15 protein-coding genes and 1 pseudogene are annotated in these 26497 nt (G+C 63.2%); 12 read left to right on the top strand and 4 right to left on the bottom strand.

Annotated elements, in window-relative coordinates; all coding sequences use genetic code 11:
• The first annotated feature begins 7 nt into the window (after positions 1–7).
• Positions 8–1195, top strand: a complete 1188-nt coding sequence (locus tag RPR59_RS13300; RefSeq protein ID WP_313914833.1) for a M24 family metallopeptidase — start codon at positions 8–10, stop codon at positions 1193–1195.
• Positions 1196–1315: 120 nt separating this feature from the next.
• Here the strand turns inward: RPR59_RS13300 and RPR59_RS13305 are convergent, their stop codons facing one another.
• On the bottom strand, positions 1316–3694 hold the full coding sequence (locus RPR59_RS13305) for a beta-L-arabinofuranosidase domain-containing protein (RefSeq protein WP_313914835.1): 2379 nt from the start codon (positions 3692–3694) through the stop codon (positions 1316–1318).
• A gap of 251 nt (positions 3695–3945) precedes the next feature.
• Here RPR59_RS13305 and RPR59_RS13310 point away from each other — a divergent pair, with 251 nt between their 5' ends.
• The 6 genes from RPR59_RS13310 to RPR59_RS13335 all read left to right on the top strand — a co-directional run bounded on the left by RPR59_RS13310 (position 3946) and on the right by RPR59_RS13335 (position 11499).
• On the top strand, positions 3946–6705 hold the full coding sequence (locus RPR59_RS13310) for a DUF5695 domain-containing protein (protein ID WP_313914837.1): 2760 nt from the start codon (positions 3946–3948) through the stop codon (positions 6703–6705).
• A gap of 184 nt (positions 6706–6889) precedes the next feature.
• On the top strand, positions 6890–7912 hold the full coding sequence (locus RPR59_RS13315) for an Ldh family oxidoreductase (RefSeq protein ID WP_313914839.1): 1023 nt from the start codon (positions 6890–6892) through the stop codon (positions 7910–7912).
• Positions 7913–8056: 144 nt separating this feature from the next.
• The gene (locus RPR59_RS13320) at positions 8057–8980 is read left to right on the top strand and encodes a dihydrodipicolinate synthase family protein (protein ID WP_313914841.1); all 924 of its coding nucleotides are present in this window, start codon (positions 8057–8059) and stop codon (positions 8978–8980) included.
• 108 nt (positions 8981–9088) lie between these two features.
• Complete coding sequence (locus RPR59_RS13325; RefSeq protein WP_313914844.1) at positions 9089–10513, top strand: amino acid permease; 1425 nt, start codon at positions 9089–9091, stop codon at positions 10511–10513.
• A 4-nt stretch (positions 10514–10517) separates the two neighbouring features.
• Entirely contained in the window at positions 10518–10667 is a 150-nt protein-coding gene (locus RPR59_RS13330) for a hypothetical protein (RefSeq protein WP_313914846.1), read from the top strand.
• Positions 10668–10842: 175 nt separating this feature from the next.
• Positions 10843–11499, top strand: a complete 657-nt coding sequence (locus RPR59_RS13335; RefSeq protein ID WP_313914848.1) for a GntR family transcriptional regulator — start codon at positions 10843–10845, stop codon at positions 11497–11499.
• 18 nt (positions 11500–11517) lie between these two features.
• On the opposite strand, the gene RPR59_RS13340 is transcribed toward RPR59_RS13335, so the two are convergent.
• Positions 11518–13848, bottom strand: coding sequence for a S9 family peptidase (locus RPR59_RS13340; protein ID WP_313914850.1), 2331 nt, complete (start codon positions 13846–13848; stop codon positions 11518–11520).
• Between the two features lie 435 nt (positions 13849–14283).
• Here RPR59_RS13340 and RPR59_RS13345 point away from each other — a divergent pair, with 435 nt between their 5' ends.
• From RPR59_RS13345 to RPR59_RS13355, 3 genes are all read left to right on the top strand, one after another.
• The gene (locus RPR59_RS13345) at positions 14284–17259 is read left to right on the top strand and encodes a TonB-dependent receptor domain-containing protein (RefSeq protein ID WP_313914852.1); all 2976 of its coding nucleotides are present in this window, start codon (positions 14284–14286) and stop codon (positions 17257–17259) included.
• 88 nt (positions 17260–17347) lie between these two features.
• Positions 17348–18946, top strand: a complete 1599-nt coding sequence (locus RPR59_RS13350) for a DUF5597 domain-containing protein (protein ID WP_313914854.1) — start codon at positions 17348–17350, stop codon at positions 18944–18946.
• Between the two features lie 96 nt (positions 18947–19042).
• Complete coding sequence (locus RPR59_RS13355) at positions 19043–20851, top strand: DUF885 domain-containing protein (protein ID WP_313914857.1); 1809 nt, start codon at positions 19043–19045, stop codon at positions 20849–20851.
• A 24-nt stretch (positions 20852–20875) separates the two neighbouring features.
• Here RPR59_RS13355 and RPR59_RS13360 read toward each other — a convergent pair.
• A pseudogene (locus RPR59_RS13360) lies at positions 20876–21014 on the bottom strand (IS5/IS1182 family transposase); the annotation flags it as partial.
• A 273-nt stretch (positions 21015–21287) separates the two neighbouring features.
• On the opposite strand from RPR59_RS13360, the gene RPR59_RS13365 reads away from it, so the two are divergent.
• Positions 21288–24281: a TonB-dependent receptor gene (locus RPR59_RS13365; RefSeq protein ID WP_313914859.1), complete on the top strand. Its 2994-nt coding sequence runs from the start codon at positions 21288–21290 to the stop codon at positions 24279–24281.
• A gap of 121 nt (positions 24282–24402) precedes the next feature.
• A complete protein-coding gene (locus RPR59_RS13370) occupies positions 24403–25158 on the top strand; it encodes a DeoR/GlpR family DNA-binding transcription regulator (RefSeq protein ID WP_313914861.1) in 756 nt (251 codons plus the stop codon).
• Here the strand turns inward: RPR59_RS13370 and RPR59_RS13375 are convergent.
• Positions 25134–26411 (bottom strand): POT-type proton-dependent oligopeptide transporter, encoded by a 1278-nt coding sequence (locus RPR59_RS13375; protein ID WP_313918522.1) that lies wholly within the window; start codon positions 26409–26411, stop codon positions 25134–25136. The two genes, RPR59_RS13370 and RPR59_RS13375, sit on opposite strands and share 25 nt — an antisense overlap.
• Positions 26412–26497 lie beyond the last annotated feature (86 nt).

The raw sequence follows: 26497 nt of genomic DNA on the forward strand, positions 1-26497 counted from the left end.
TATTTGCATGATCGGCGGATCGACGCCCGAAGCCGAACTGTCCGACCTCGGACCCTGGCCGGACGAGGCGCCGGCCATAACGCGAGAGGAACGCGCAGTCCGCCTCGACCGCCTGCGCACGCTCGCTGGCGAGGCCGGTGCCGATGCCGTGCTCGTCAATGTCGGCCCCAATCTGCGCTACTTTGCCGGCATATCCTGGCAACCGAGCGAGCGCCTGGTCGCCATGCTGGTGCCGGCCTCGGGCCGCCCGGCGATGATCTGCCCCGCCTTCGAACTCGGCACGCTCGAGGCTGATCTCGCGATCGATGTCGACATGCGGCTGTGGGAAGAGGAGGAGGACCCGATCGCGCTGATCGCCGATACGCTCGGCGCCATGGGCGCCCGGACACTGGCGGTCGATCCGCTGTTTCCCTTTCAATGGGCCGAACGCCTGCGCGCCGCAACGCCGAGCCGTCTCGTCGACGGAGGACCGGCGATCGATCGCTGCAGGATCATCAAGTCGGCGGCCGAAATCGCACTGCTGGCACAGGCCAAGGCGATGACGCTCGAAGTGCATCGGCGTACCGCGCGAATCCTGCACCCCGGCATCCGAGCGAGCGAGGTCGTGCGCTTCATCGACGCGGCGCACCGCGCGCTGGGCGCTGCCGGCTCCAGCTTCTGCATCGTGCAATTCGGTCATGCCACGGCCTATCCGCACGGCCTGCCCGGCGATCGGGCGCTGGAGGACGATCAACTCGTACTCGTCGACACGGGATGTCTGGTCGAGGGCTATCATTCGGACATCACCCGCACTTATGCCTATGGCAATGTCGGCGACGCGGAACGCGACATCTGGCAGATCGAGGCCGCCGCCGAACAGGCGGCATTCGATGCCGTACGGCCCGGCCGCACATGCGAGGAAATAGATAAGGCGGCGCGCGACGTGATCGAGAAGGCCGGACTGGGCCCCGGCTACCGCCTGCCCGGATTGCCGCACCGCACCGGGCACGGCATCGGCCTTTCGATCCACGAGCCCGCCTATCTGGTTCCCGGAGACCGGACCGTGCTCGAGCCCGGCATGTGTTTCTCGGACGAGCCGATGCTGGTCGTCCCCGAACGGTTCGGTATCCGGCTGGAGGATCATTTCCACGTCACGGAAACCGGCGCAGCCTGGTTTACCGAGCCCCAGAAGTCGATTGACCGACCGTTCGACTAGTTCCCGGCGGCAGATCCATTCGGCGCCGCAGATCGCCGCGAACCGGGTAGCCGCCCCGGCTGCGTGCGGCCGTGCGGCTTCTTGCCCGGCCGCGCAAGCCAGGCATGAAGCCGCCCCCGGTCAAGTCGTAACGGCAGGCTTGGCGGTAAAGATGCGGACGCCGAACACCGGGCCGGCGGAACTTTTCGCGTGCGGGATGAACTTCACCCGCACCCGATCCTTGCCCTCCGTCAACGCTTCCGGCAGCCGATATTCGACGTCCACGAACTCGCCTGGCTCGTCCTCTTCCAGATGCTGCGTGGCGACCTTCACGTCGTCGACGAGGATATCGAAGTCGCGGCTGCGCTCACCGCCCCAATAGGTCGCCTGCAAGATCAGCGGTCCGGGCTGCACCTTCATGTCGAACTCGAAAAAGCCGCCCGAGCGCGCGTCGCGGCCGTTCCGCCCGCGATAGGTGACCGGATAGGATATCTCCGAAGTCAGTTCGTGATCGCGCTCGGGCTGCATCTCGCCGAGGTGCATGACGTCGACCGAGCGCGCGGCGATATCCTTGGCGCGCGCCTGCGCAGCGAGGAACGCCGCTTCCTCCTGTTTCCATTCGGGTTCGGTGAAGCGCTTGAAATAGACCGCGCTGCGGCGATCATACTGGCTGTAAAAGGGTACGAATTTGAGATCGCCCGGCCGAATGACGCCCTTCGCCGAATAGATACCACGATCGGCGGCGAGTGGTGCGAACCCGGCCAGCAGGTCGGTTCCGACCATCGCGGGATCGGTCCCTTCGAAGTCACTCTCCTTCGTGCCGAGGTCGCCCGCAAGCACCATCGGCCCGCGCATTACGGCAATGGTCTTCGCATCGCCCGGCGTCGCTTCGATCCGGAGGTCGAGCGGAGTCACGATCGCCACCGTGTCGCCCTGCTTCCACTGCCGCTCGACCACTGCGTAGCCGCGGTCCGGCGTCACCGCGAACGGCTTGCCGTTGACCGCAACGGTCGCCGCCGATCCCGCCCAGCCGGGAATGCGTAGCGCAACGGGGAAGCGGCCGGGCTTCGCCAGCCGGTCGAAGGTCAGGCGCGTTTCCGGTTCGAAGGGATAGTTGGTATCGAGCGTCAGCTCGGCGCCGCGCGCCTTCCAGCTCGCTTCGGCGGGAATATAGAGATTGACGAACAGCATGCCGTCGCCCTCCCAGAAGATCGCCTCGCCATGCTTGGCGTGGCTCTCCATGCCCGTGCCGACGCAACACCAGAAAGCGTCCTCGCCCGGCTGCGAATACTCGCGAGCCGAACCGGTCATCAGCGGCGTCATATAGGAGAAGCCGGCCGTACGCGGATTCTGCGCCGCCATCACGTGGTTGAGGTGCGCGCGCTCGTAATAGTCGAACAGCGCACCGTCCGGATTCCAGCCGAACAGATGCTCGGTCAGCTTGAGCATGTTGTACGTATTGCAGTGCTCGCAGGTCTGCTCCGTAATGTGCTCGGCAATGGTGTCGGGCGCGGAGAAATATTCGCGGTCGGCATTGCCGCCGATGACGTAGCTGTGATGCCGCGTCACCGTTTCCCAGAAGTAGCGCGGGGCGACGCGCTGGAACTCCTTGCCGGTTAGCTCGTGCAGCCGCGCCAGGCCGATCAGCTTGGGCACCTGCGTGTTGGCGTGGAAATTGGCGAGCTTGTCCTCGCGCGCGACGAGCGGATCGAGCACCTTGTGATCGTAGATGCGCTCGGCGATGCGCAGCCAGCGCTTGTCGCGGGTGCGCGCATACATCTCGGCAAAGCTTTCGTTCAGCCCGCCATATTCGCAGGCCAGCACCTCCTGCATCTGGTCTTCGTCTAGTGCGGCGAACACGCGCTCGAAATAGCCGCCGAGCGCAATCGCGACCTTCATCGCCTTGTCGTTGCCGCACAGCGCCTGGACATCGAGCAGCCCGGCAAAGAGCTTGTGAACGGTGTAGAGCGGAGACCATGCGCCGTTGAGGTCGAAGCCTCCCGAACGAATGTCGCCCTTGATGATCTCGGTAAAGATCTCTTCCCCGTCGACGACGGTCCCGTCCTTTCGCTTGCGCTGCAGCGCGCCGACATAGCCGGTGCCGCGCTTGTCCTGCGCGAGCGCGAGTTCGTCGACGATATAGTTCGCGCGTTCGCATGCCTCGGCATCGCCGGTCTGGGCATGCATCAACGCGAGCGCGGAGAGATAATGGCCCAGCGTGTGGCCTGCGATCGTGTCGCTTTCCCAACCGCCATAGACTTCGCCCTTGGGCTTCAACCCCGCATAGAGCCGAAAATTATGCAGCAGCCGATCCGGCACGAGCCGCATCAGATAGCCGCGATTGACCTCGACCGCGGTCGCATAATCGGACGGCAGCAACCGCACCGCCGAGAGCGGGAGCGGCTTGGCCCGGCCCGGCAGGCGCGATACCGGTGGCACCGCGAGCGCGGCACCGCTCCGCGCGAGCATGGCGCTGGCTGCGGCGCCGATCAGGAGCATTCTTCGGGTGGTCACGATCATGTCCTTCTCGCTGGAATACAGTATACGATATCGCCTTTCGCGGTGCAGTCAATCTGTGTGACGCGGCGTCGCGTCCGGTAGGATGATTTGTCTGACCCGGCGGACAGCGTGTGTACCGAACCGGCCGACAAAAGGTCGCGTCGACGTATATTGTATAATATGTTTGACCTTTGCAAATCCGCTTGATTGTATGGCCCCCAGATGGGGGGCGGCAGATTGCGGGCTCGCCACGAGGCCCGATGAGGATCTCCATGAAACCGAGCCGTATTGTGATCGTCGCCACATTGATTGCTGCCACGGCCCTCGCCGGCCCGCTCCCCGACGCCGCACGTTCGCAGGACAAGCCCGAAAAGGTGTTCCCCCCGATTGCGAAGACGAGGCGCAATCTCGCGACGTTCGACATCACGCTGAGAACCGACACGCAGACGCTCGCGCGCTTGTCGCCCAAGAATGCGCCAGGGTTCAGCTTCGTCCCCACCGATCGCGAGGCCGAGCGTGCCGGCAACGGATACAACCATCTGGGCGATCTCAATCTGCGCATCCGCTCGCACGGGCGAGAGTGGCGGGACTTCGCGTCCGCCCATCGCCGCGCGCCGATCAGGCCGCTCGCAGCGACAGGCAAAGTCATCGCAGCCGCCGATATCACCGCAACGATGGGCGATGGATTTCCACTGCAGGTTCGCCGGTCCTGGATTGCCGACGACGACGCGCTCGTCATGCGTTTCGCCATCACCAATCCGACCGACCGTCCGATCGAAATCGGCGCGCTCGGGATGCCGATGGTGTTCGACAACATCATCCAGGACCGTTCGCTGGAGGAGGCGCATGCCAAGGCGAGCTTCGCAGATCCCTATATCGGGCGCGATGCCGGCTATCTTCAGGTCACCCGACTGAACGGCAAAGGGCCTGCGCTGCTGGTGCTGCCGGAAAAGGGAACGCCGCTCGAGGCCTATCGCCCGCTTCGCCATGCGCGAGAGCGCGGCGGCAACGCGAATATCTTCACCGAACGGACGCCGCGCAACCAGACTTCGGAAGGCTTTTACGACTGGACGGTCGCGAGCAAGGGCTTTGCCGATCGCGAATGGAAGGACGCAGGCCGCCAATGGAATGCGCCGACCAGCATCATGCTGGCGCCCGGTGCTACGCGCAGCTTCGGTGTTCGCCTTGTCCTGTCGCCTGGTATCCGCCAGATCGAGGATAGGCTCGCCGCCTATGGCCGCCCGGTCGCTGTTGGAATTCCGGGCTATGTCGTGCCGACCGACATGGACGCATCGCTGTTCCTGAAGGCTCCGCAAAAGGTTGCCGGCTTTTCCAGCTATCCAAAGGGCGCGCTCACGGTCACGCCCGCGCGGCGGCGCGGCCCCTGGCGACGCTATACGGTAAAGAGCCACGGTTTCGGGCGGGCGCGGCTGACGATCGACTATGCCGACGGCAGCGCGCAGACGGTCAGCTATTACATCACCAAGCCGCTCGACCGCACGGTCGCCGATCTGGGACGTTTCACCACGACCGAACAGTGGTTCGACGACAAGGACGATCCGTTCCACCGCGCGCCGTCCATCCTTGGTTATGACGACGAGACGGGCAAGATCCTGACGCAGGAGGAGCGCGTCTGGATCGCCGGCATGAGCGACGAGGGCGGCGCGGGCGGCTGGGTTGCAGCGATGATGAAGCAGCTCGACAATCCCGAACCGGAGGAAGTCGCGAAGCTCGAGAGACTTGTCGACGAGACCGTGGTCGGCAAGCTGCAGGTTGCCGAGGGCAAGCATGCGGGCGGGGTGAAGAAGAGCCTGTTCTATTACGACCCCGAGAGGTTTCCCGGCTATTACGACCCCGAGGCGAACTGGAAGAACTGGACCGCCTGGCCGAAGAAGGAAGCCGACAGTCTCGGCCGGTCGTTCAACTATCCCCATGTCGCGATCGGCTATTGGGTGCTCTATCGCCTCGCACGCGATCACCAGGGGCTGGTCACCGCGCATCCATGGCGCTGGTATCTAGACCACGCCTATCAGACGATCGTCGCGATGATGCGCGACGCTCCCCATTACGCGCAGTTCGGCCAGATGGAGGGTCAGGTCTTCGTCGAGATACTCGACGATCTCCGGCGCGAGGGGATGACGGGCGAGGCGGACAGTCTCGAGAAACTGATGAAGGCGCGGGTCGAGCACTGGACGACGCTCCCCTACCCCTTCGGCAGCGAGATGGCCTGGGATTCCACCGGCCAGCCCGAAGTCTATGCGTGGATGCGCTATTTCGGGCACCAGAAGCTCGCCGACGAAACGCGCGACGTGATCCTGGGCTACGATCCGACGATCCCGAGCTGGGGCTATAACGGCAATGCCCGCCGTTATTGGGACTTTCTCTATGCCGGCAAATATCCGCGCATCGAGCGGCAGATCCATCACTATGGATCGACCAACAATGCGATCCCGCTCTTCCAGGCATATCGGCAGGATCCGAGCGACCTCTATCTGTTGCGCGTCGCCTATGGCGGGTTGATGGGCGGGATCACCAATATCGACCAGAAGGGCTTCGGCTCGGCCGCCTTCCATAGCTGGCCGGACATGATGCGCTGGGATCCCTATACCGGCGATTACGGCATGGGGTTCTTCGCCCATGCTTATGCGACCGCGACCTATATGGTGAACGATCCGCGCTTCGGCTGGATCAGCTTCGGCGGCAATCTCACACGGCGCGGCGATACGATCCATGTCGTGCCGAAAGACAGCGCACGGTCACGCTTCTTCATCGCGCCTGTGACGCTATGGCTGACGCTCGACGCCGGCAAATTCGAAGCGGTTGATTTCGATGCCGCAACCGACACGGTGACGCTGACGCTCGCGCCTGCGACGGCGAACACCGACACGGCACTGCTCCGGGTCGAGCAGACCGCCGACGGCGCGGCCTACAGGCTGAACGGGCATCAGAAAGTGCGCGGCGCCTATGCGATTCCGCTGGGCGCCACGACCACCAAGATAGTGCTGGAGCCGCATTCGCCCGCGGCGAAGTGATTGAACCGCATCCGATAGGCGACAGGCTGAGCCCGGTCCGGATCGCGAGCGACTTCCAATTCGATGTCGAGATCCCCGGCCCGTTTGCATCGTATCGTAATTATGCCACAACGTATTTTATATACGATAAGCGAATGCCGCGGCCACGGCTTCTGCGCCACCAACAATCGTTCAGGGATTCTGGATGACCGCCGACACCGCAATCTTCCTCACCTTCGACGCGTTGGCAGACCTGTCCCGCCGCATCCTGCGGCATCACGGTCTTGGACCGAACCAGATCGAGGCAGTTACGCGCACCATCGTCGCCGGCGAGCGCGACGGATGCGCAAGTCATGGCGCTTATCGCCTGATCGTGTGCGCGGCGACGCTGGCAACCGGCAAAGTAATCCGCGATGCAGACCCAGAGGTCTGCGACTCCGCGCCAGGCTTGGCGCGGGTCGATGCCGGCGGGGGCTACGCCCAGCTCGCCTTCGAACGCGGGCTGCCCCTCCTGGTCGAAAAGGCGCAAGCCGCTGGCATCGCCGCGTTGGCGATCAACAATTGCGTGCATTTCGCCGCGCTCTGGCCGGAAATCGAGGCGGTTACCGACCAGGGTCTCGTCGCGCTCGCCTGCACACCCAGCCATGCCTGGGTCGCTCCCGCCGGCGGCCGCAAGCCGCTGTTCGGCACCAACCCGCTGGCATTCGGCTGGCCGAGGCCCGGCCCCTACCCGTTCGTCTTCGATTTCGCGACCAGCGCTGTCGCGCGCGGCGAAATCGAGTTGCACTGCCGTTCCGGTCGGAAAATCCCGACGGGCTGGGGCATCGACCGGGAAGGGAACGACACCACGGACCCGGCGGCCGCGCTCGCCGGGGCCATGCTGACCTTTGGCGGCCACAAGGGCTCGGCTCTCTCGGCGATGATCGAACTGATCGCCGGGCCGCTGATCGGCGACATGACCAGCGCGGAATCGCTTACTGCCGATGAAGGCGCCGGTTCGTCACCGATTGGCGGGGAATTGATCGTCGCCATCGACCCGTCCGGCTTTCTGGGCGATGCAGCGGCACAGCACATGAACCGAGCCGAGGCGCTGTTCGAGGGCATCACCGCTCAGGGCGCCCGCTTGCCTTCGCAGCGAAGATTCGCCGCGCGCGAGCAGTCCCAAGAGCGGGGCGGCGTGACGCTGGCTCGCACGCTGCATGACGATCTCCTCCGCCTGCTGGACTGATCGGTCCGACCAAGGTCGGTCATCCAGGTGGCCCGAAAGCGACAATCCACTCGCCGCCCAGCCGAAAATAGCGCAAACAAACCGGTTGTTCGGGACAATCTTATATCGTATACGAAACTGTCTTGAACGGAGGAAAAATACTCGATGAATGCGCCAAAGGCCTTGTGGAAGGGCGTCTATCCCGCGGCAACAACCCAATTCGCTGCAGACGATTCGGTCGATCTCGACGCAACCCAGCGAATGCAGACCGCGCTGATTGAAGATGGCGTGGACGGGCTGATCCTGCTCGGCACCTGCGGCGAGAACAACTCGCTCACCGCCGATGAAAAGCGCCTGGTGCTCTCCGGCGCGGTCGAAGCGCTGAAGAACCGTGCTCCGCTGGTCGCCGGCGTTTCCGAGTTCACCACCGACGCCGCGATTCGCTATGCGCGCGATGCCGAAAAGATCGGCGTCGACGCGCTGATGGTGCTGCCCGCCATGGTCTATGTTCCGAAGCCGGAAGAACTGGCGGCGCATTTCCGCGCGGTGGCCGAGGCGACATCGCTCCCCGTGATGCTCTACAACAACCCGCCCGCTTACCGTGTCGATATCGATTTCGAGACGCTGGCAGTGCTCGAAGATGTCGAGAATATCGTCGCGATCAAGGAAAGCGCGCCCGATCCTCGCCGCTTCACCGATGTCATCAACCGCTTCGGCGACCGGTACACCGTGATGGCCGGGCTCGACGATATCGCACTCGAAGGGCTGATGCTGGGCGCGAGCGGCTGGGTATCGGGACTGACCAGCGCCTTTCCGCATGAATCGGTGCGGCTGGTCGCCGCTGCCGACGCCGGCAACTGGGAAGAGGCGCGCGAAATCTATCGCTGGTTCATGCCGCTGCTGCACCTCGACGCCGAACACGATCTGGTCCAGTCGATCAAGCTCGCCGAGACGATCATGGGCCGCGGCAGCGAACACGTGCGGATGCCCCGCATGCCGCTGACCGGCGAACGGCGCGCCGAAGTCACCCGGATGGTGGAGCAGTGCCGCGCCACCCAGCCGAGCAAACGAGAGCGCGAAACGGTCTGATGGCCGTGATCCGGGGCAGCTTCCGAGCCGGCGGACGGCGTCGGTCAGGAGCTTCCCGGGGCGGACGATAAAGGCAGATAAGCAATAGCGATCAGGGGGAAGTAGCCGATGGGCGTGCTGGGACGAATCAAGCCGATCGAGCGAAACGGCGGCGACGGCGAGCATCGTCTGAAACCGACACTGTCCTGGCCCCATCTCATCGCATTGGGTGTCGGCGCGATCGTCGGCACCGGCATCTATACACTGACCGGTGTCGGCGCCGATCGCGCCGGACCGGCGGTGATCGTCGCATTCGCAATCGCCGGCGCGGTGTGCGCCTGCGCCGCGCTCGCTTATGCCGAACTCGCCACCGCGATCCCGGCGGCGGGAAGCGCCTACACCTATACCTATTCGGTCCTCGGAGAGACGGTCGCATGGATCGTGGGCTGGAGCCTGATCCTCGAATATTCCCTCGCCTGCTCGGGCGTCGCGGTCGGCTGGTCGGGCTATCTCGTCGGCCTGATCGAGTCCGCGGGCGTGCATCCTCCGCAATGGCTGCTGGCGGGCCCCGGTGCAGGCGGCCTCATCAACCTGCCGGCAGTGCTGGTATCGATGGGCATCGCGGCGATGCTGATGGCCGGCACCCGCGAGAGTGCTACCGTCAACATCCTGCTCGTCATCATCAAGCTCGTCGCACTCGCGATATTCGTGGTGGTGGTCTTCCCTGCCTTCGACGCCGCCAACCTCCATCCGTTCATGCCCTATGGCTTCGGCAGCCATTTCGAAGCCGGTGAAAAGCGCGGCGTGATGGCGGCGGCGGCGATCGTGTTCTTCGCGTTCTACGGCTTCGATGCCGTGGCGACCTCGGCCGAGGAAGCACGCAATCCGGGTCGCGACCTCAAGATCGGAATCATCGGATCGATGGCCGTTTCGACGACCATCTACATCCTCGTCGCCATCGCCGCGGTAGGCGCGGTTTCCTACACCACGCTCGGCGGGTCGCCCGAACCGCTCGCACTCGCCCTTCGCGAACTCGGCCATCCGGTCACCTCGTGGCTCGTCGCTGGCGCAGCCCTGGTCGCGCTGCCCTCGGTCATCCTGGTGATGATGTACGGACAAAGCCGGATCTTCTTCGTCATGGCGCGCGACGGACTGTTGCCGCGCAAGCTCGCCAACGTATCGAAGCGCACCGGAACGCCGATCTTCGTCACCGCGCTGACCGGGATATTCGTGTCGCTGATCGCCGCGTTCTTCAATGTCGGGGAGATCGCGGAGCTTGCCAATGCCGGGACGCTCCTCGCTTTCATCGCGGTCGGCGGATGCATGATGATCCTGCGGCGCCGGGCGCCCGATCTCGAACGCATCTTTCGCTGCCCTGCCCCCTACATCGTCGGCACCGCGGCGATCGCCGGGTGCATCTATCTCCTCGTCAGCCTGCCGGAGAAGACGCTCGTGCGCTTCATGATCTGGAACGCGATCGGGCTGGTCGTCTATTTCCTCTACGGCCGGTCGCGCAGCGCATTGGCGCGCGACATCGTCGATGCGGCCGGGTGATACCGTGACAACCCGGCTCGGTGCCGGGCTGCTCGCGGCGCTGCCAGCGACCGCGCTCGCCCATGTCAGCGATGCCGAGGCCGACGCGGCGCGCAAGACAATCGCCCGGCCCAGGATCGACGGCCGGCGCATGCTCTCCCCGCGCGACGGCTGAGATCACTTCGCCGACCGCGCCAGAACCCCGCGGCAGTTCGGCGGGTTGTTATATGCCAGGTACAAAGCCTATCCGGTTGGCAACACGCCACCTGTTTCCGCGTTCGTGACGGATCTTCGCGGGTCGCGAATTACTGAACTATAAGGTATAGCGACCGCGGAAGGGGTCAGATAACATGAGCAGCATCGTCATCCGCACGCTTCCGGACCAACTCGTCGAACTGGTCCGCGACCGGATTCTTGCCGGCGCCGTGCCGGTCGACCGGGCGATCAGGCAGGATGCATTGGCCTCCGAACTCGGCGTCAGCAAGATTCCGCTGCGCGAGGCGCTGACCCGGCTCGAACAGGAAGGGCTGGTCCGCTCCCAGGCCAATCGCGGCTTTTTCGTGCGACCATTGTCCGCGGCCGAAGCGGAGGAAGTCTATGAACTCCGGCTCAAACTCGAACCCGACGCCGCTGCACTGGCATCGAGACGGGCGACCGATGAGGAGCGGAAAGTCGCGGTGACGGCACTCGAGGCTCTGGATGTCGTGACCGCGAACAATGCCGACGGTGTCGGCGCCGCCAACCGCGCGTTCCACCTCGCGCTCATCCGTCCCGCCGGCCAGTCGATCACGACCCAGTTGCTCGAAAGGCTCCATGTTCTGAGCGATCGCTATGTGCGCAAACATCTCGAGCCGCTCGGCCGCAACGAGCGCGCCAACCAGGAACATGCAGAAGTGATGCAGTGCTGGCTCGACCGCAACGAAAAGGGCGTCGCGCGAAGCATGCACGCACACATCAAGAAGACCATTGTCGATCTTCGCCGTCAGTTGGGTGCGAACGGCGACTGACCGGCGCGACCTGGCTGATCAGGGCGCCGGCAGGATATCCGGCAACCGGTTCCAGTCGGGTGTCTGCTCGTGCCGCAGGTGCCGCACGAAAAAGTCGAATTGCCGCCGCTCGGCATAGAGGATCGGACCCGTCGACCGGCCCGTCGTATGCTCGCCGCCGGGGACTTCGAGCAGGTCGAAATCCTTGTGCGCCTTGATCAGCGCATCGACCAACTGCAGCGATGACGACGGATCGACGTTGCTGTCCTGCTCGCCGAAGATCATCAGGAGGTTACCCTTCAGCCGACCGGCATTGGCCACGTCCGACGAGCGCAGATAGCTCGCGTCGACCGGCCAGCCGAGCCACTGTTCGTTCCAACTGATCTTGTCCATGCGGTTGTCGTAACAGCCGGCATAAGCGACTCCGACGGTATAGAAGTCGGAATGGAACAAAAGCGCCGAGGCGGTACTTTGGCCGCCCGCCGAGCCGCCATAGATGCCGACTCCGTCCGCGATGTCATACCAAGGATATTTCGCCGCTGCCGCCTCATGCCACAGTATGCGGTCGGGAAATCCGGAATCTGCCAGGTTCTTCCACGCTACGTCCTGAAACGCCTTGGACCGGTTGGCGGTACCCATGCCGTCGATCTGGACGACGATGAAGCCCATGTCGGCCTGTTCCTGCATGCCGATCACCTTGTCGCCGCCCGAATGATAGCCGAACGGCCAGAACGTCTTTGGCACGAAGCTGCCGTGCGGTCCGGCATAGATGTTCTCGATGACGGGGTATTTCCGGTTCGGGTCGAAGTCGCGCGGCCGGACGATCAGGCCCCATATGTCGGTCTTCCCGTCGCGCCCCTTTGCCACGAACGGCTTCGGAAACCGGTATCCGGCGGCGAGCAGCCGCGAAATGTCGCCCCTGGCGATCGTGCGGACGAGCGCGCCGTCCCGCGTCCGGTGAAGCTCGGAGACGTTGGGCAGGTCCACCCGCGAATAGGTGTCGACATAATATTTCATGTCGCCGGAAAACGCGACGTCGTGAGAGGCCTGGGCCGGCGTCAGCGGCGTCAGGCCCGTTCCGTCGAAGTTGATCCGGTAATAATGAACGAAATACGGGTCTTCGCCCTCGTTCATCCCGCTTGCGGCGAACCAGATCCGGCGCTTTTCGTCGTCGACCCGGACGACCTGCCGCACCGGCCAGTCACCGCGGGTGATCTGGTTCTTCACAGTGCCTGTCCGGCCGTCATAGAGATAGAGATGCGCCCAGCCATCGCGTTCGGACAGCCAGACCAGTTCGTCGCCCTTTCCGCCGACATCGTGCCAATAGCCGCGATCCTGCCAGATAAAGGTGTCGGCCGATTCCGAGATCACCGTCCGCGCAGCGCCTGTTTCAGCGTCGACCTCGATGATCTTCGCCTGCTGATGACCGCGCCGAGTATATTCGAACGCAAAGCTCCGGCTGTCGGCGCGCCAGTGCATATCGGTGAGCTGATGGGGATTGGGGAACAGCGTATCGTCCACCACGATCTGCTGCGCCGTACCGTCGGGTGAGACGCGGAACAGCACCGGCTGATCGATATCGATCGCGTCGCCCGGCTTGGGATAAAGCTGCTCGCGCATTCCGGGCTGTAGCTGGTCGTCGGGGGACGACAGCACCCGATTCACATAGCGCGGAAATCCGGGCCGGACGCGATCGACGATGATTTTTTCTGAATCGGGCGACCACCGGATCGTCTCGGGATCGTAGAAATTGCCCTCGGTCCCGTCGCGGCTAAGGACCGTTGCCGCGCCGCTACCTGCGGGGCGCAGGACGAGGTTGAAGCCCTGGACCAGAGCTTCCCACCGCCCGTCGGGCGAAACATGCGGCATGTTGTCCGCCGGTACGCGCAGGTCTCGCACGACGCCGAAGCCCTTCGGCCTGCCCGGACGTTCGACCGGCGCGCACCCCTCGCCCGCAAGCGAACAGCGCCATGGCAAATAGTGCAGGTCGAACAGGATGGCCCGGCCGTCGGCATCATAATGGAAATCGTCGAACGGCAGTTTCAGCGCCGAATAGTGTTCGCCGGTCGCCTTGCCGAGCGCGTCGGCGACCGCCGCCTGATCGAATGCGGGCCGGCTGGTTCCGGTATCGGCGTTCTGCCGCACGAATGCAAAACCGCCGGCGACCGTCTTGCGGAACACAAAATCGTGCGTTTTGCCTACCCAGTTCGCCGGAAAGGCCACATCTCGCGTCAGATATTGCCACCGATCGCGCAGGGTCAGCGCATCGCGATACTGCTCCGCGTCCGGCCCCTTGGCAGTCGCCGGCGTGGCAGCCATCGCCAGCACGACCATGCCGCCAAGTCCGTGAGCCAGCATCCGCTTGAACATTTCCGTCGCCCCCCTTATGGCACTGTCTATTATACGGTATACGGAAATGCCGGATCATGTATAGTGTCCGGCGGGCAATCTGCTTCCGCCCGGCATACGTCTTTCCCCGAACCGAACCGCCTCCGCAAATGACAGGGTCGTTTTCCCCGAGGACGCGGCGACCACATTGCATCATGCCGGGCACCTCACCTGACCGCAAAAGCCGCTTCATCTCTGTTCGAGGGTCACACGCAATCATTCCGAGTCGGCTGCCGAGCGCTGGCTGAGACGAGCTTGGCCAACGCACGGCACCTACGTGATGCAATGCTGGAGAACTGTAACTGCCTGGAAATACGCCCGTAACAAACGTACAACAGATATCGTATAATTTATTTGATAATCGCTGCGAATCGTGTTCTCCTTCTTCACGTGCAAGCAACGAGAAGGGGGTTTGATATGATTGCGACACCCAACAGGAAGTCAGCACTGCTCGGCACGGTCGGCATTGCGCTCGCCACGGCGATGCTCTCCACGTCCGCATATGCGCAGAGCGACCCGCCCGATCAGAGCGACCAGACGCCTCCAGTGTCGCCGGAGACGCCGTCAGGCGAACAAGGCCAGGAAATCACCGTCACCGGAACGCTGATCCGCCGCCCCAATCTCGAGAGCAACAGCCCGATAACGGTCGTCGACAATCAGGAATTCCAGTATCAGGGTTCGACCGCGGTCGAGGACACGCTCAACCGCCTTCCGCAATTCACGCCCGACGCCAATTCCAATGTTTCGAACGGATCGGACGGCACCGCGAACATCAACCTTCGCAATCTCGGCTCGAACCGCGTTCTCACGCTGTTGAACGGCAAGCGACTGCTGCCGACCCAGGCGACCGATCTCAATTTCGTTCCCGCCTCGCTGATCGAACGCGTCGACGTGCTGACCGGGGGCGCATCCGCCGTCTACGGCGCGGATGCGGTCTCGGGCGTTGTCAACTTCATCCTCAAGGATGATCTCAACGGCGCGCGTATCGACGCGACCTACGGCTTTTTCGAGCATCACAACAATAACGGGCGCCTGCGTGATGTCGTATCCAGCAGCGGATACGAGCTGGCGCCGGGCCATGTTGCCGACGGCGCGACCTACGAGATCAATGCGGCGATCGGCACCGACTTCGCCGACAATCGCGGCAATGTCACGATGTTCATCGGCAACCGACATTCGGAACCGGTGCTCCAATCCACCCGCGACGTCTCGGCCTGCGCGATCGATCCGGCCGATGCCGCCAACAGCGCGCTACGTTGTGGCGGTTCGAGCAACAACCAGTACGGCCTGTTCACGCTGCTGACGGGTCCCAACCAGGGACAGACGCTGGTCAATTCGAAGGACGGTTCGAAGAACTGGGTCCCGTATGACAGCTCGTTCGCCTATAATTATGCGCCGACGAATTATTTCCAGCGCTCCGACAACCGCTATACGGCGGGCGCTTTCGCGCATTACGACGTTACCGATTTCCTGACGCTTTACGGCAGCGCGATGTTCATGGATGACCATAGCTGGTCGCAGGTCGCGCCGTCAGCGATCTGGCAGGGCACGACCTTCGCGATCAATTGCGACAACCCGCTGTTGAGCGCATCGCAGGCTACGACGCTTTGCGGGACGAGCGCCGGCACGCCGACCAACGCGAATGTTTTCATCGGCTATCGTCCGACCGCCGGAGGTGCGAGCCCGCGGCGCGACGATCTGCGTCATACCGACTATCGGTTCACCGCCGGCATGCGCGGCACCGTGGCCCAGGGCATCTCCTTCGACGTCAGCGCGCTGCGTTCGGAAGTGATCTTCGACGAAAGCTACAAGAACGATATCGACCAGACGCGCGCCGCAAAGGCGCTGCAGGTCGTCAATGTCAATGGCACGCCGACCTGCAAGTCGGTGATCGACGGCACCGACCCTGATTGCGCGCCGGTCGACGTGTTCGGCTATGGCACGATCTCCGACGCCGCATTCGATTACTTGTACGTCCCGAGCTACACCCACGGCGTCAACCGGGAACTCGTCCTGAACGGCACGATCAACGGCGACCTGACCAGCTACGGCATCGCGAGCCCGTGGGCTACCCAGGGCCTCGGCATCGCCGTCGGTGCCGAGCACCGCGAGGAGTATCTAGATTTCCAGGCGGATCAGGTCGCGCTGTCCAAGGGCACCCAGAACGCCCATGGCACGATCGACGTGAACGAAGCGTTCGTCGAACTCGACCTTCCGATCGTACAGGATGCGCCGTTCATACACGCGCTCGGGATCGACGGGGGCTTTCGCTATTCGGGTTATACCAACAAAGGCAGCGGCTCGGAATCGCACTATGAGGCGTCGACATACAAGATCGAACTCAACTATGCGCCGACGCGCGACATCCGCTTCCGCGCGAGTTACAACCGCGCCATTCGCGCGCCCAATATCGCCGAGCTGTTCCAGGCGCAGGGCGTTGGCAACGTCACCGCGAGCGATCCATGCGCGGGCGCGAATCCAGCCGCGAGTCTGCAAGCCTGTCAGGCCAGCGGCGTAACGCAGGCGCAATACGGCTCCATTCCCGAATGCCCGGCTCAGGTATGCGTCCAGCAATATGGCGGCAATCCGGACCTTGAGCCGGAAAAGGCCGACACCTACACCGTCGGCACGGTGTTCACGCCGAGTTTCGCGCCGTCCCTTTCGCTGTCGGTCGACTATTACAACATCAAGGTTGACGGCTATATCAGCTCGATCGACCCCTCACTGATCATCAAGCAGTGCATCAATTCGGGCAATGCCTTCTTCTGCGATCTGTTCCACCGCGATCCCCAGTCGGGCGTGCTGTTCGGCACCGACGGCTATGTCGTCGCGACGACGCAGAATACGGGCTATCTGAAAACCGACGGCATCGACATCAACGCCAGCTACACCCTTGGCATCGGCAACATGGGCAAGCTGAACTTCGACATGGTCGGCAGTTACATGCTGCACCAGATCACCGAACCACTGCCGGGCCTTGGAACCTATGACTGTGTCGGACTGTACGGCCCGAGCTGCGGCCAGCCCAATCCGCACTGGCGGCATACGCTGCGCACGACCTGGCAGATGCCGTGGGCGCATGCCACGCTGTCGCTCAATTGGCGCCACAAAGGGGCGGTCGAGCTTACCAATAATCAGGACAACTCGCTGCTGTCCGGCACCAACTACATCTACGGCGACACGATCAAGGCCTATGACTATTTCGACCTCGTGGCATCGGTGAGGATGCGCAAGGGGGTCTCACTGCGCATGGGCGTCAACAACCTTTTCGATCGCGACCCGCCGGCGCTGTACGAGGGGCTGAACAGTTCGTTCGGCAACGGCAATACCTTCCCGGGATTTTACGATGCACTGGGACGCCGGATCTTCGTTGGCCTCACCGCTGAATTCTAAGGGCGCTTCGGGTCTCCTCCCGCCGAGCCCCACTCAGGGGCCGCGCGAAGCACGGTCTTTTTTTCTTCGCTGATCGAAAGGAATTCGGATGCGCCGAACGATTGCTGTCGCGCTGACCGGGCTCGCAATCGCCGCCACTGCGCCGCAGGTCGCCGTAGCGCGCGACTCCGCTGCGACTTCGCTACCCCGCCTCGAACGTCACGATGGCCGCTTTTCTCTGATTGTCGATGGCGAGCCCTATTTCATCCTCGCTGCGCAACTGCACAACTCAAACGCCTGGCCCGACATGCTCGACGCCTCATGGAAATCCGTCGAGGCCCTGGCGGCCAATACGGTCGAGGCGCCCGTCTATTGGGAACAGTTCGAACCCGAGCAGGGCCGTTTCGACACGGAAAATGTCGATGCCCTGATCGCCAAGGCCCGCGCGACCGACAAGCGGCTCGTGCTGTTGTGGTTCGGGACCTGGAAGAATGGGCAGATGCAATATGCGCCCGAATGGGTGAAGCGCGACCCGGCAACCTATCCGCGCCAGCTCGACGCGCACGGGCAGCCGCTCGACAACCTGTCGACCTTCGCGCCCGCCAACCTCAAAGCCGACCGGCGAGCATTTACCGCATTGATGGCCCACCTCAAGGAAGTGGACGGGAACCGCCACACCGTGATCCTGGTGCAGGTCGAAAACGAACCGGGGACCTTCGGCGCTGTCCGTGACCATAGCCCCGCTGCCAATGCCGCGTTCGCCGCACCCGTTCCCGAGGGAATATTGAAGTCGGTGCATCGCAGTTCAGGGTCGTGGCAGGATGTGTTCGGCCCGGACGCCGACGAGATGTTCAACGCCTGGGCGAACGCACGCTACATCGGCGCAGTCGCCCAGGCCGGCAAGCGCGTCTATCCGCTGCCGATGTATGTGAACTGCTGGCTGCGCTACAAGGACAAGAAATACCCTGGGATGGACTATCCAAGCGGCGGCCCGACCTACAACGTATTCGACATCTGGCGCGCTGCCAGTCCCGCGATCGACTTCATCGGCACCGATCTCTACACCACCAACGCCACCGAATTTCGCAAGGTACTCGATCAGTATCACCGGCCGGACAATCCGGCATGGGTTTCGGAAACCGGTTTCGAACCGGGCACTGCCCCGCTGCTCTACGAGGTGCTCGCGCGCGGCGGCATCGGCTTTTCCCTGTTCGGGATCGATAATCCGCCTTCGGATACGCAGACAGCGACGATCACGGCGCACGCCCGCAATTATCGGCTTCTTGGTCCGATCAACAACCTACTCGCCCGGGCAATGGCCGACGGTCGATTGAAGGCTGCTATCGAGACCGCCGGAGCTTCGCGGCGCACGCTCGATTTCGGCGATTGGCGGGTCAGGCTCGCTTTTGGTCCGCCGCCCTGGGGCAGTTCGCCGGCGATCATTCCGAACTCGCCGGATATCGACGGACGCGCCTTCGTGATCCGGCTCGACGCCGATCATTTTCTCGTGAGCGGCGTTGACGTGCGCGCGTCGTTCGAGCGCACGGCGGAAGATGGGCGGCGCGGCCAATTGCTCCGTGTCGAGGAAGGCGTTTACCGCGACGGCAGATGGCAGGCACACCGCTGGCTCAACGGCGACGAGGTCGATTACGGCATCAACTTTCATAAGGACGCTCGTCTTGTCCGGGTGAAGGTCGGCGCCTTTTGATCGGAACGTATCCGAACTCTGCCACAGCTGGGTCGCGCGGTTGCAGATGATAATTATACGGTATACAATACATAGAGGCGAAAAGGGGAGCTAGGCATGAGCCGTTCGATCTGTTTGGGCGCATTGAGCATCGTCGTTGCAACGGCCGGCATGACCAACGCCACCAGCGCAAGGGCCGAGGATGTCTCGGCATGCGAATGCACCTCGAAGGCCGCCGAATCCGCCGCCGACTTGAAGTTCAGGAAAATCTATTCGGACGAATGGGATTGGCGCCAGCAACAGTTCGCCGCAGACGAGGACAGTGGTGAATCGGACATCCGCGCCAAATTGCCCGATGTCTCCGCCGCCGCCCAGGCAAGGCGGTTGGCGAAGTGGGAATCGGTGACAAATGCCCTTGACGGAATCGACCGCGCCAGCTTGTCGCCCGCAAACCAGGTCAATTTCGACGTCTACAAGGCGCAAATCGCTGTCCTGGTCAATCAGCAGAAGTTCAAGGACTATGAGCGTCCGCTCAATGCTGACACTTCGTTCTGGGGTAATCTCGCCGGCACCGCGCGGCAGACCTTCACGACCGAATCCGATTACCGGAACTATATTGCGCAGCTAGAGGATATCCCGCGTTATTTCGACCAGCAGATCGCAAATATGCGGGCTGGGTTGGCGCGCGGCTTTACCCCGCCGAAAATCACGCTCAGGGGCCGCGACGACACGGTCAGTTCGGTCATCGATATCGACAAGCCCGAAAACAGCATCTTCTATAAGCCGTTCGAGGCAATGCCGGCGAACATCCCGGACGCCACCAAAGCACAGTTGCGCGCGGCGGCCGTGGCGGCGATCCGCAACTCGGTGATCCCCGCGCACAAGAAGCTGCTGGCGTTCCTGCGCAACGACTATATCCCCGGCGCCCAACCCTCGATCGCTGCCTATGATCTGCCCGACGGCAAAGCCTATTACCGCGCCAAGATCAAGGAATTCACAACGCTCGACCTGACGCCCGAGCAAATCCACCGGATCGGCCTCGATCAGGTCGCCGAGATCCACGCCGAAATGCTGCAGACGATGAAGGACGCAAACTTCACAGGCAGCTTTCCCGAATTCCTGAACTTCCTGCGTACCGATCCGCAATTCTATGCGAAGACGCCCGAGGAGTTGCTCAAGGACGCAGCCTGGATCGCCAAGGAATTCGACGGCATTGCCGGGAAGTGGATCGGGCACCTGCCGCGCAGCCGCTTCGCGATCAAGCCGGTCCCGGCCGATATCGCGCCTTATTATACCGGCGGGCGCGGCGGACCGGGCATCTATCTCGTCAATACATACAACCTGCCCTCGCGCCCACTCTATTCCCTGCCGGCACTGACGCTGCACGAAAGCGCCCCAGGCCATGCGTTTCAGATGCCGCTGGCTGCCGAGAACAAGGACCTGCCCGAATTTCGCCAGAATAGCTATATCTCCGCTTACGGCGAAGGCTGGGCGCTCTATTGCGAGTGGCTCGGCCAGGAAATGGGCATGTACAAGACACCGTATGAGCGTTTCGGGATGCTGAGCTATCAGATGTGGCGCGCCGCCCGCCTTGTCGTCGATACCGGTATCCATTCCATGGGCTGGAGTCGGAAGCGGGCGCAGCAATATCTTCACGACAATACCGCGCTCGCCGATCATGAGATCGAGACCGAGGTCGACCGCTACATCGCCTGGCCGGGCCAGGCACTGTCCTATTATCTCGGCGAGATGGCGATACGTCAGGATCGCGCCAGAGCGGAAAAGGCGCTCGGCGCCAAATTCAACATCCGCGCATTTCACGATGCCGTGCTCCAGACCGGGTCCGTGCCGCTCCCCGTACTGAACGCGCGTATCGACCGCTTCATTGCGGAGGGCGGTGTCGGGCCCTATCCGGATGAGGAGTGATCAAGCGTACTGTTCACCAGAGCGGTAAGTGAAGAACGCGCGTTCCCGGCCAGTTGCCGTCCAGCGCGCGGCGGGGATCGGCCACCGCAAGCTGCCTGGGCGGCACCGACATCGCTCCGCCGAACGCTGCATCGTCGAGCACCTCCAGATATTCGCGCACGGCGTAGCTGACGGTTCCCGAAGACCTCGAACATCAGGTGAAGACCGGATAGGCCGCATAGCCGGCAAAGGCTACGCCCCCTCAGAAGCGGCGGCTTAGCGCCGGGCTGTGCGGGATATCCGCAGGCGGCAGGCTCCTGCGGCCTCGGACATGTGAAGAGCGACGCGTAATGTTGAAATTGTGTTGATCTGTCACAAAAGATCAACATCGCACGCATACAGCCCGGCTCGCAACGTGCTCGACAACGTTTACTGTGCTCAAACCGGGGAAATTCAGATGTTCCGCTTTTCGCGACTTTCGTCGCGCGCGTCGCTGCGCGCGCTGTTGATGCTCAGTTCCGCCATACCGGCCGCCGTGATCGCCGTACCGGCCGCCAGCGCCCAGGATTATACCAATATCGCCGCATCGGGCCGCGTGGTGGCCGAAGACGGCACCCCTGTCGCGGGCGCGACCGTGCGGATCACCTCGTCCGACCGCGGCGTGAGCCGCACGGTTTCGACCGACGACACCGGCGCCTACACGATCCCGCAGCTTGCGCCGGGCAATTACGACTTTGTCGTCTCGGCCCCGGGTTTCGGCACCTATAGCGAAGCCGAAATTCCGCTGACGCGCCAGACCGGCGGCGCCAACAGCTTTCGCCTCGTGCCCGCCGATACCGGGAACGAAATCGTCGTCACCGGATCGCGGCAACGTATCGCGGACTTTCAGGATACGACGATCGGCAGCACCATTGATGTCGGCACGCTCAAGGACCGGGTTCCCATCGGCCGGACACTGCGCGACGTGATGCTGTTGACCCCCGGCACGGTGCAGGGTTCTTCTTCCAATGGCGGCTTCGCCGACCAGGTGTCGATCGCGGGCGCGTCCTTCACGGAAAATGCCTTCTACATCAATGGCCTGAACGTCACCGACTTCGTATCAGGCGGCCAGCCTACCGAGGTGCCGTTCGACTTCTATCAAAGCATCGAGGTAAAGACCGGCGGCGCCCCGGCCGAATTCGGCCGCGCCACCGGCGGCTATGTCGTGGCCACCACCAAGTCGGGATCGAACGAATATCATGCCAGCGTAACGGGCATCTGGGAGCCGGGCGGCCTGCGCGACGATGCGCCGTCGACCCGCACCACCGATTATGCCCACGCAACGACCAGCCGCAAGGAACTGGTCCTTCAGGCAAGCGGACCAGTCATCAAGGACCATCTGTTCGTCTATGGTCTCTACAACCTGCGCGACATCCGGTCGATGACGCCGCAGGCCAATCAGGACAATGCGACGACGGTCCGCAACGACAGCCCGTTCTGGGGCGCGAAGGTCGACGGCTATATCACCGGCGACCACCATCTCGAATTCACCTATTTCGACACCAGCAACGAAACCCGTAACCGAAGCCACGACTGGGACCGCACCGGTTATACGCTGGGCGACGAAACCGGCGGCACCAATGCGCGCGCGGGCGGCGTCAACTATGTCGGCCGCTACACCGGCACCTTCGCCCCCTGGCTGACCGTGTCGGGCGCCTACGGCGTCAGCAAGCTGCGTTCCGGCAATCTGCCGCTGGATACCGTCAACCCGCAGGTCATCGATTACCGCACCGACCCGGCAGGCGTTCAAATCGGCCTCAACAAGGTCACCGACGCATTCAGCAAGACCGACAACAAGCGCGAATTCTACCGGATCGACACGGATCTGCAATTCCATCTTCTGGGCGCGCATCATGTCCGCATCGGCTATGATCATGAAACGGATCAGCAGACCCAGACCTTCGAGACGATCGGCGAGGGCGCATTCAAAATCTACACCGTCACCGACGAATCGGCGGAGCGCATCGGGCTGCCGGTCGGCAGTGAATATTATACGACGCGCGTCTATGCCCAGAACGGCGTGGCGCATGTCCGCAACGAAGCCTTTTATATTCAGGACCAATGGTCGCTGCTCGACAATCGGCTGCGGCTCGACCTGGGCCTGCGGAACGACCGTTTCAGCAATCAGGGTGTGAACGGCGAATCCTTCTTCAAATCGGGCGACCTCTGGGCGCCGCGCCTTGGGGCGGCGTTCGATCCGGTCGGTGACGGCCGCACGCGGATCTTCGGTTCCTACGGCAAATATTTCCTGCCGATGGCGGGCGATATCAACCTGAACGTCGCGGGCAGCCTGGTCACCTATACCCGCTATAACCTCTTCAACGGAGTGAGCGGAGAAGGGAATATCCCGGTCGCCGGCGATCCCATCCTTTCGGTCGTCAACACCAAGGCCTGCCCCGATACGGGCATCGCCAACTGCGAAGTGTCGGCCGACGGTTCGCCGTTCAATCCGGCGGGTGCCATCGACGCCGGTATCAAGCCGCAGTCGGCCGATGAATTCATCATCGGCGTGGAGCGGCAACTGGCCGACCATGTCCGCGTCGGCGCGTCCTTCACCCATCGCAGGCTCGGCAATGTCATCGAGGATATTTCCATCGATGCAGGCGCCCGCGCTTATTGCACCGCGCAGGGCTTTACGGAGGAGGCCTGCCAGAACGCCTATCCGGGCGGCAGCCAGTTCGTCATCGCCAATCCCGGCCGCGACGTGACGGTGCAGATCAATCCGCTGCCCGACGGGACCACCCCGATCGCTACGTTGAAGGCATCGGACCTTGGCTATCCCGATCCCAAGCGCAACTACGACGCGCTGACGCTGACCTTCGACCAGGAGTGGAGCCTGTCGGCATCCTATACGCTCGCCTTCAACAAGGGCAATTACGAAGGCGGCGTGCGCTCAGAGAACGGACAGCTATCGATCAACCGGTCGGCGGACTTCGATTCGCCCGGCTTCGTGAACGGCGCATATGGCTACCTGCCGAACGACCGGCGCCACACCTTCCGCGCCTATGGCAGCTATCGCCTGTTCGACGTGCTGGACCTTGGCCTCAACGCCCTTGTGCAGTCGCCCGCCCATTATAGCTGCATCGGCGCGGTGCCGGTGGATGTCGATGCTTATGCCAACACCTATCACGGCTACGGCTTCTACTGTCAGGGCAAGGTCGTCCCGCGCGGCACCGCGTTCGACGGCGACTGGCGTACCGAGTTCAACCTGAGCGCGGTCGGCCGTCTTCCACTGGAGAATGTGGATGCGTCGATCCGGCTGGATGTGTTCAATATCTTCAACAGCCAGGCCGTCACCAATTATAACAATTATGGCGAGATCAGCGACGGATCCGTGAATCCCGATTATCGCTCGCCAAACGCATATCAGACGCCGCGCTATGTGCGTGTGACCGCGAAGCTGGGCTTCTAGGGTCCGATCATATCGGGCCGGGGACCGTCCGATCGGGCGCCCCCCGGCCTGCCCTTGCTTGCGCAATGCCCACGCCCTTGGGCATGACGGCGGGATGGTTGGGCGACGGACGGATGGAGCCATGGACAAGAGATCACAACGCCAGCGCGAGATCATGTCGCGCCTGCGAAGCGGGCGGACCTTGTCGGTTACCGCCCTGGCAAGCGATCTGTCCGTATCCGACGAAACCATCCGCCGCGAGTTGCGGGCGCTGGAGGATCACGGCGCCATCATCCGCGAGCATGGCGGCGCGCGCATGGCTGCGCCCGTGCTGGAAGGCCCGCTGCATCAGCGGATTGGCGAAAATGCCGATGCAAAGCTGCGGATCGCACGCGCCGCGGCGGAACTGGTGCCGGACGGCGCGATCCTGTTCATCGATTCCGGTACGACCAGTTGCTTCATCGCGCGCCAGTTGGTGGACCGCAAATCACTGACCGTCATCACCAACTCGCTTGGTGTCGCGAACGACCTTGGCGGCATCAACAATAATCGCCTGTTTCTCGCCGGCGGGCAGATGGATTACGATTATCGCGCCTTTTCCGATCACATCGCGCAGGAATATGTGCGCGGCTTCACGCCGCACCTTGCCATTCTGTCGGTCGGCGGGATCAGCACCGACCAGGGACTGATGGATTTCCATCCGGGCGAAGCAGAAATGAGCCGCATCGCCTATGCCACGTCAAAGCGGGTTCTGCTGGGCGCGGATGCGTCGAAATTCGGCCGGTACGCCCTGATCCGGACGGCGGCGCTCACCGATGTCGACATTCTCGTCACCGATCAGCCGCTGGACGATGAATATGCCGACGCCTTCGCTCATGCCGAAGTGGTGATCGCCTGACGCGCGCGCAGGACGCGCAGCATCGGTATGCCGGCGATCAGGACCAGCAGCGCGCCGCCCCCGGCCATGGCGGCATGAAGCAGCCAGAAAAGCGGTGTCGGCACGCGCTCGTAATAAATGCCGATCATCCCCACCCAGAGATGGGCGAAAAAGCCGTGCAGGTAAAAGAGGCCCGTCCACAATCCGACCAGCCTGCGCGGCGCGGTTTCCGCGATCACGCTGAGGCCCGACGGCCAGATCAGCACGATGGCGGCGTCCACCAGCACCAGATAGGAAAGCGCCCAGGGCAGCGACAATGTGCCGCCATATGCGCTTCCGATCGCCAGCACGATATAGCCCCCTGCGCAGAGCAGCGCGCCCGCGAATATCTGCATGACCGCGCCGACGGCGATGCCTCGCCGGTCGAGCAGCCGCAGCACCATCTGCCACACCGCGATCAGCCCCAGCGTAACAAGACCGTCCAGGGACAGGAACCAGGCCACGGGCATGGTCCAGCCGGCGAGATTCAGGTCGACCCGCGCCCTCGCCCAAACAAGAAAGATATTCCCCAACTGCTCATAGGCGGCGAAGCAGAGATAGACCGCGACCATCGTCACGATCAGCATTGCCGTGGCCGGAATGGGAGCATTCGCAGGGGCGGCCCGCACCGGTGCCGGCTCGGCCATATCGTTCCGTCCGGCGCGCCGGGCATAGAAGAACAGCCCGATGGCGACCGCCGCCGCAGCGACGGCGATAGCGTACGTCGGCCCGGCATAGGCGGCAACCGCCCCGCATAGCAGCGGCCCGCAGATCACGCCGGCGTTCAGGAAACCCAGATAGACCGTAAAGCCGCGCCGCCGCTGCGCTTCATCGCGGAACAGCATTCCGATCTGTACCGACAGATTGCCCTTGAGCAGCCCCGTGCCGATCGCGAAAGGGACAAGGCCGATGAGGAAACTGTGTTCGCGCAGCATCAGCGCGAGGCCGGCCAGCATCCCTGCCCCGCCGCACGCCACCGCCGCCCGCCGGCTGCCCAGCAGGTCGCCGACCAGTCCGCCAAAGGGAATGGAAAGATAGAGGAGCGCGTTGGCATAACCATAGAGCTGCGACGCCAGGCCGGTCCTGGAGACCGGACCGAACAACGCCGCGCTTGCGTCTCGCACCATCGCCGCACCCGCCACATGGCTGAGGTCGCCGGTCAATATCCGGTCGAGCAGGATGACGACCAGCAGCGACTTGACGCCGTACATGGCGAAGCGCTCCCAGAACTCCATGACGGCCACCGCCAGAAATTCTCTGGTCCACAGGGGTGAGTGTGCCGCCGCCCTGCCAGATATCATGGCGCCCGCTGTCATCGCGC

This window comes from Stakelama saccharophila (assembly GCF_032229225.1).
GTDB lineage: Bacteria > Pseudomonadota > Alphaproteobacteria > Sphingomonadales > Sphingomonadaceae > Sphingomonas > Sphingomonas saccharophila.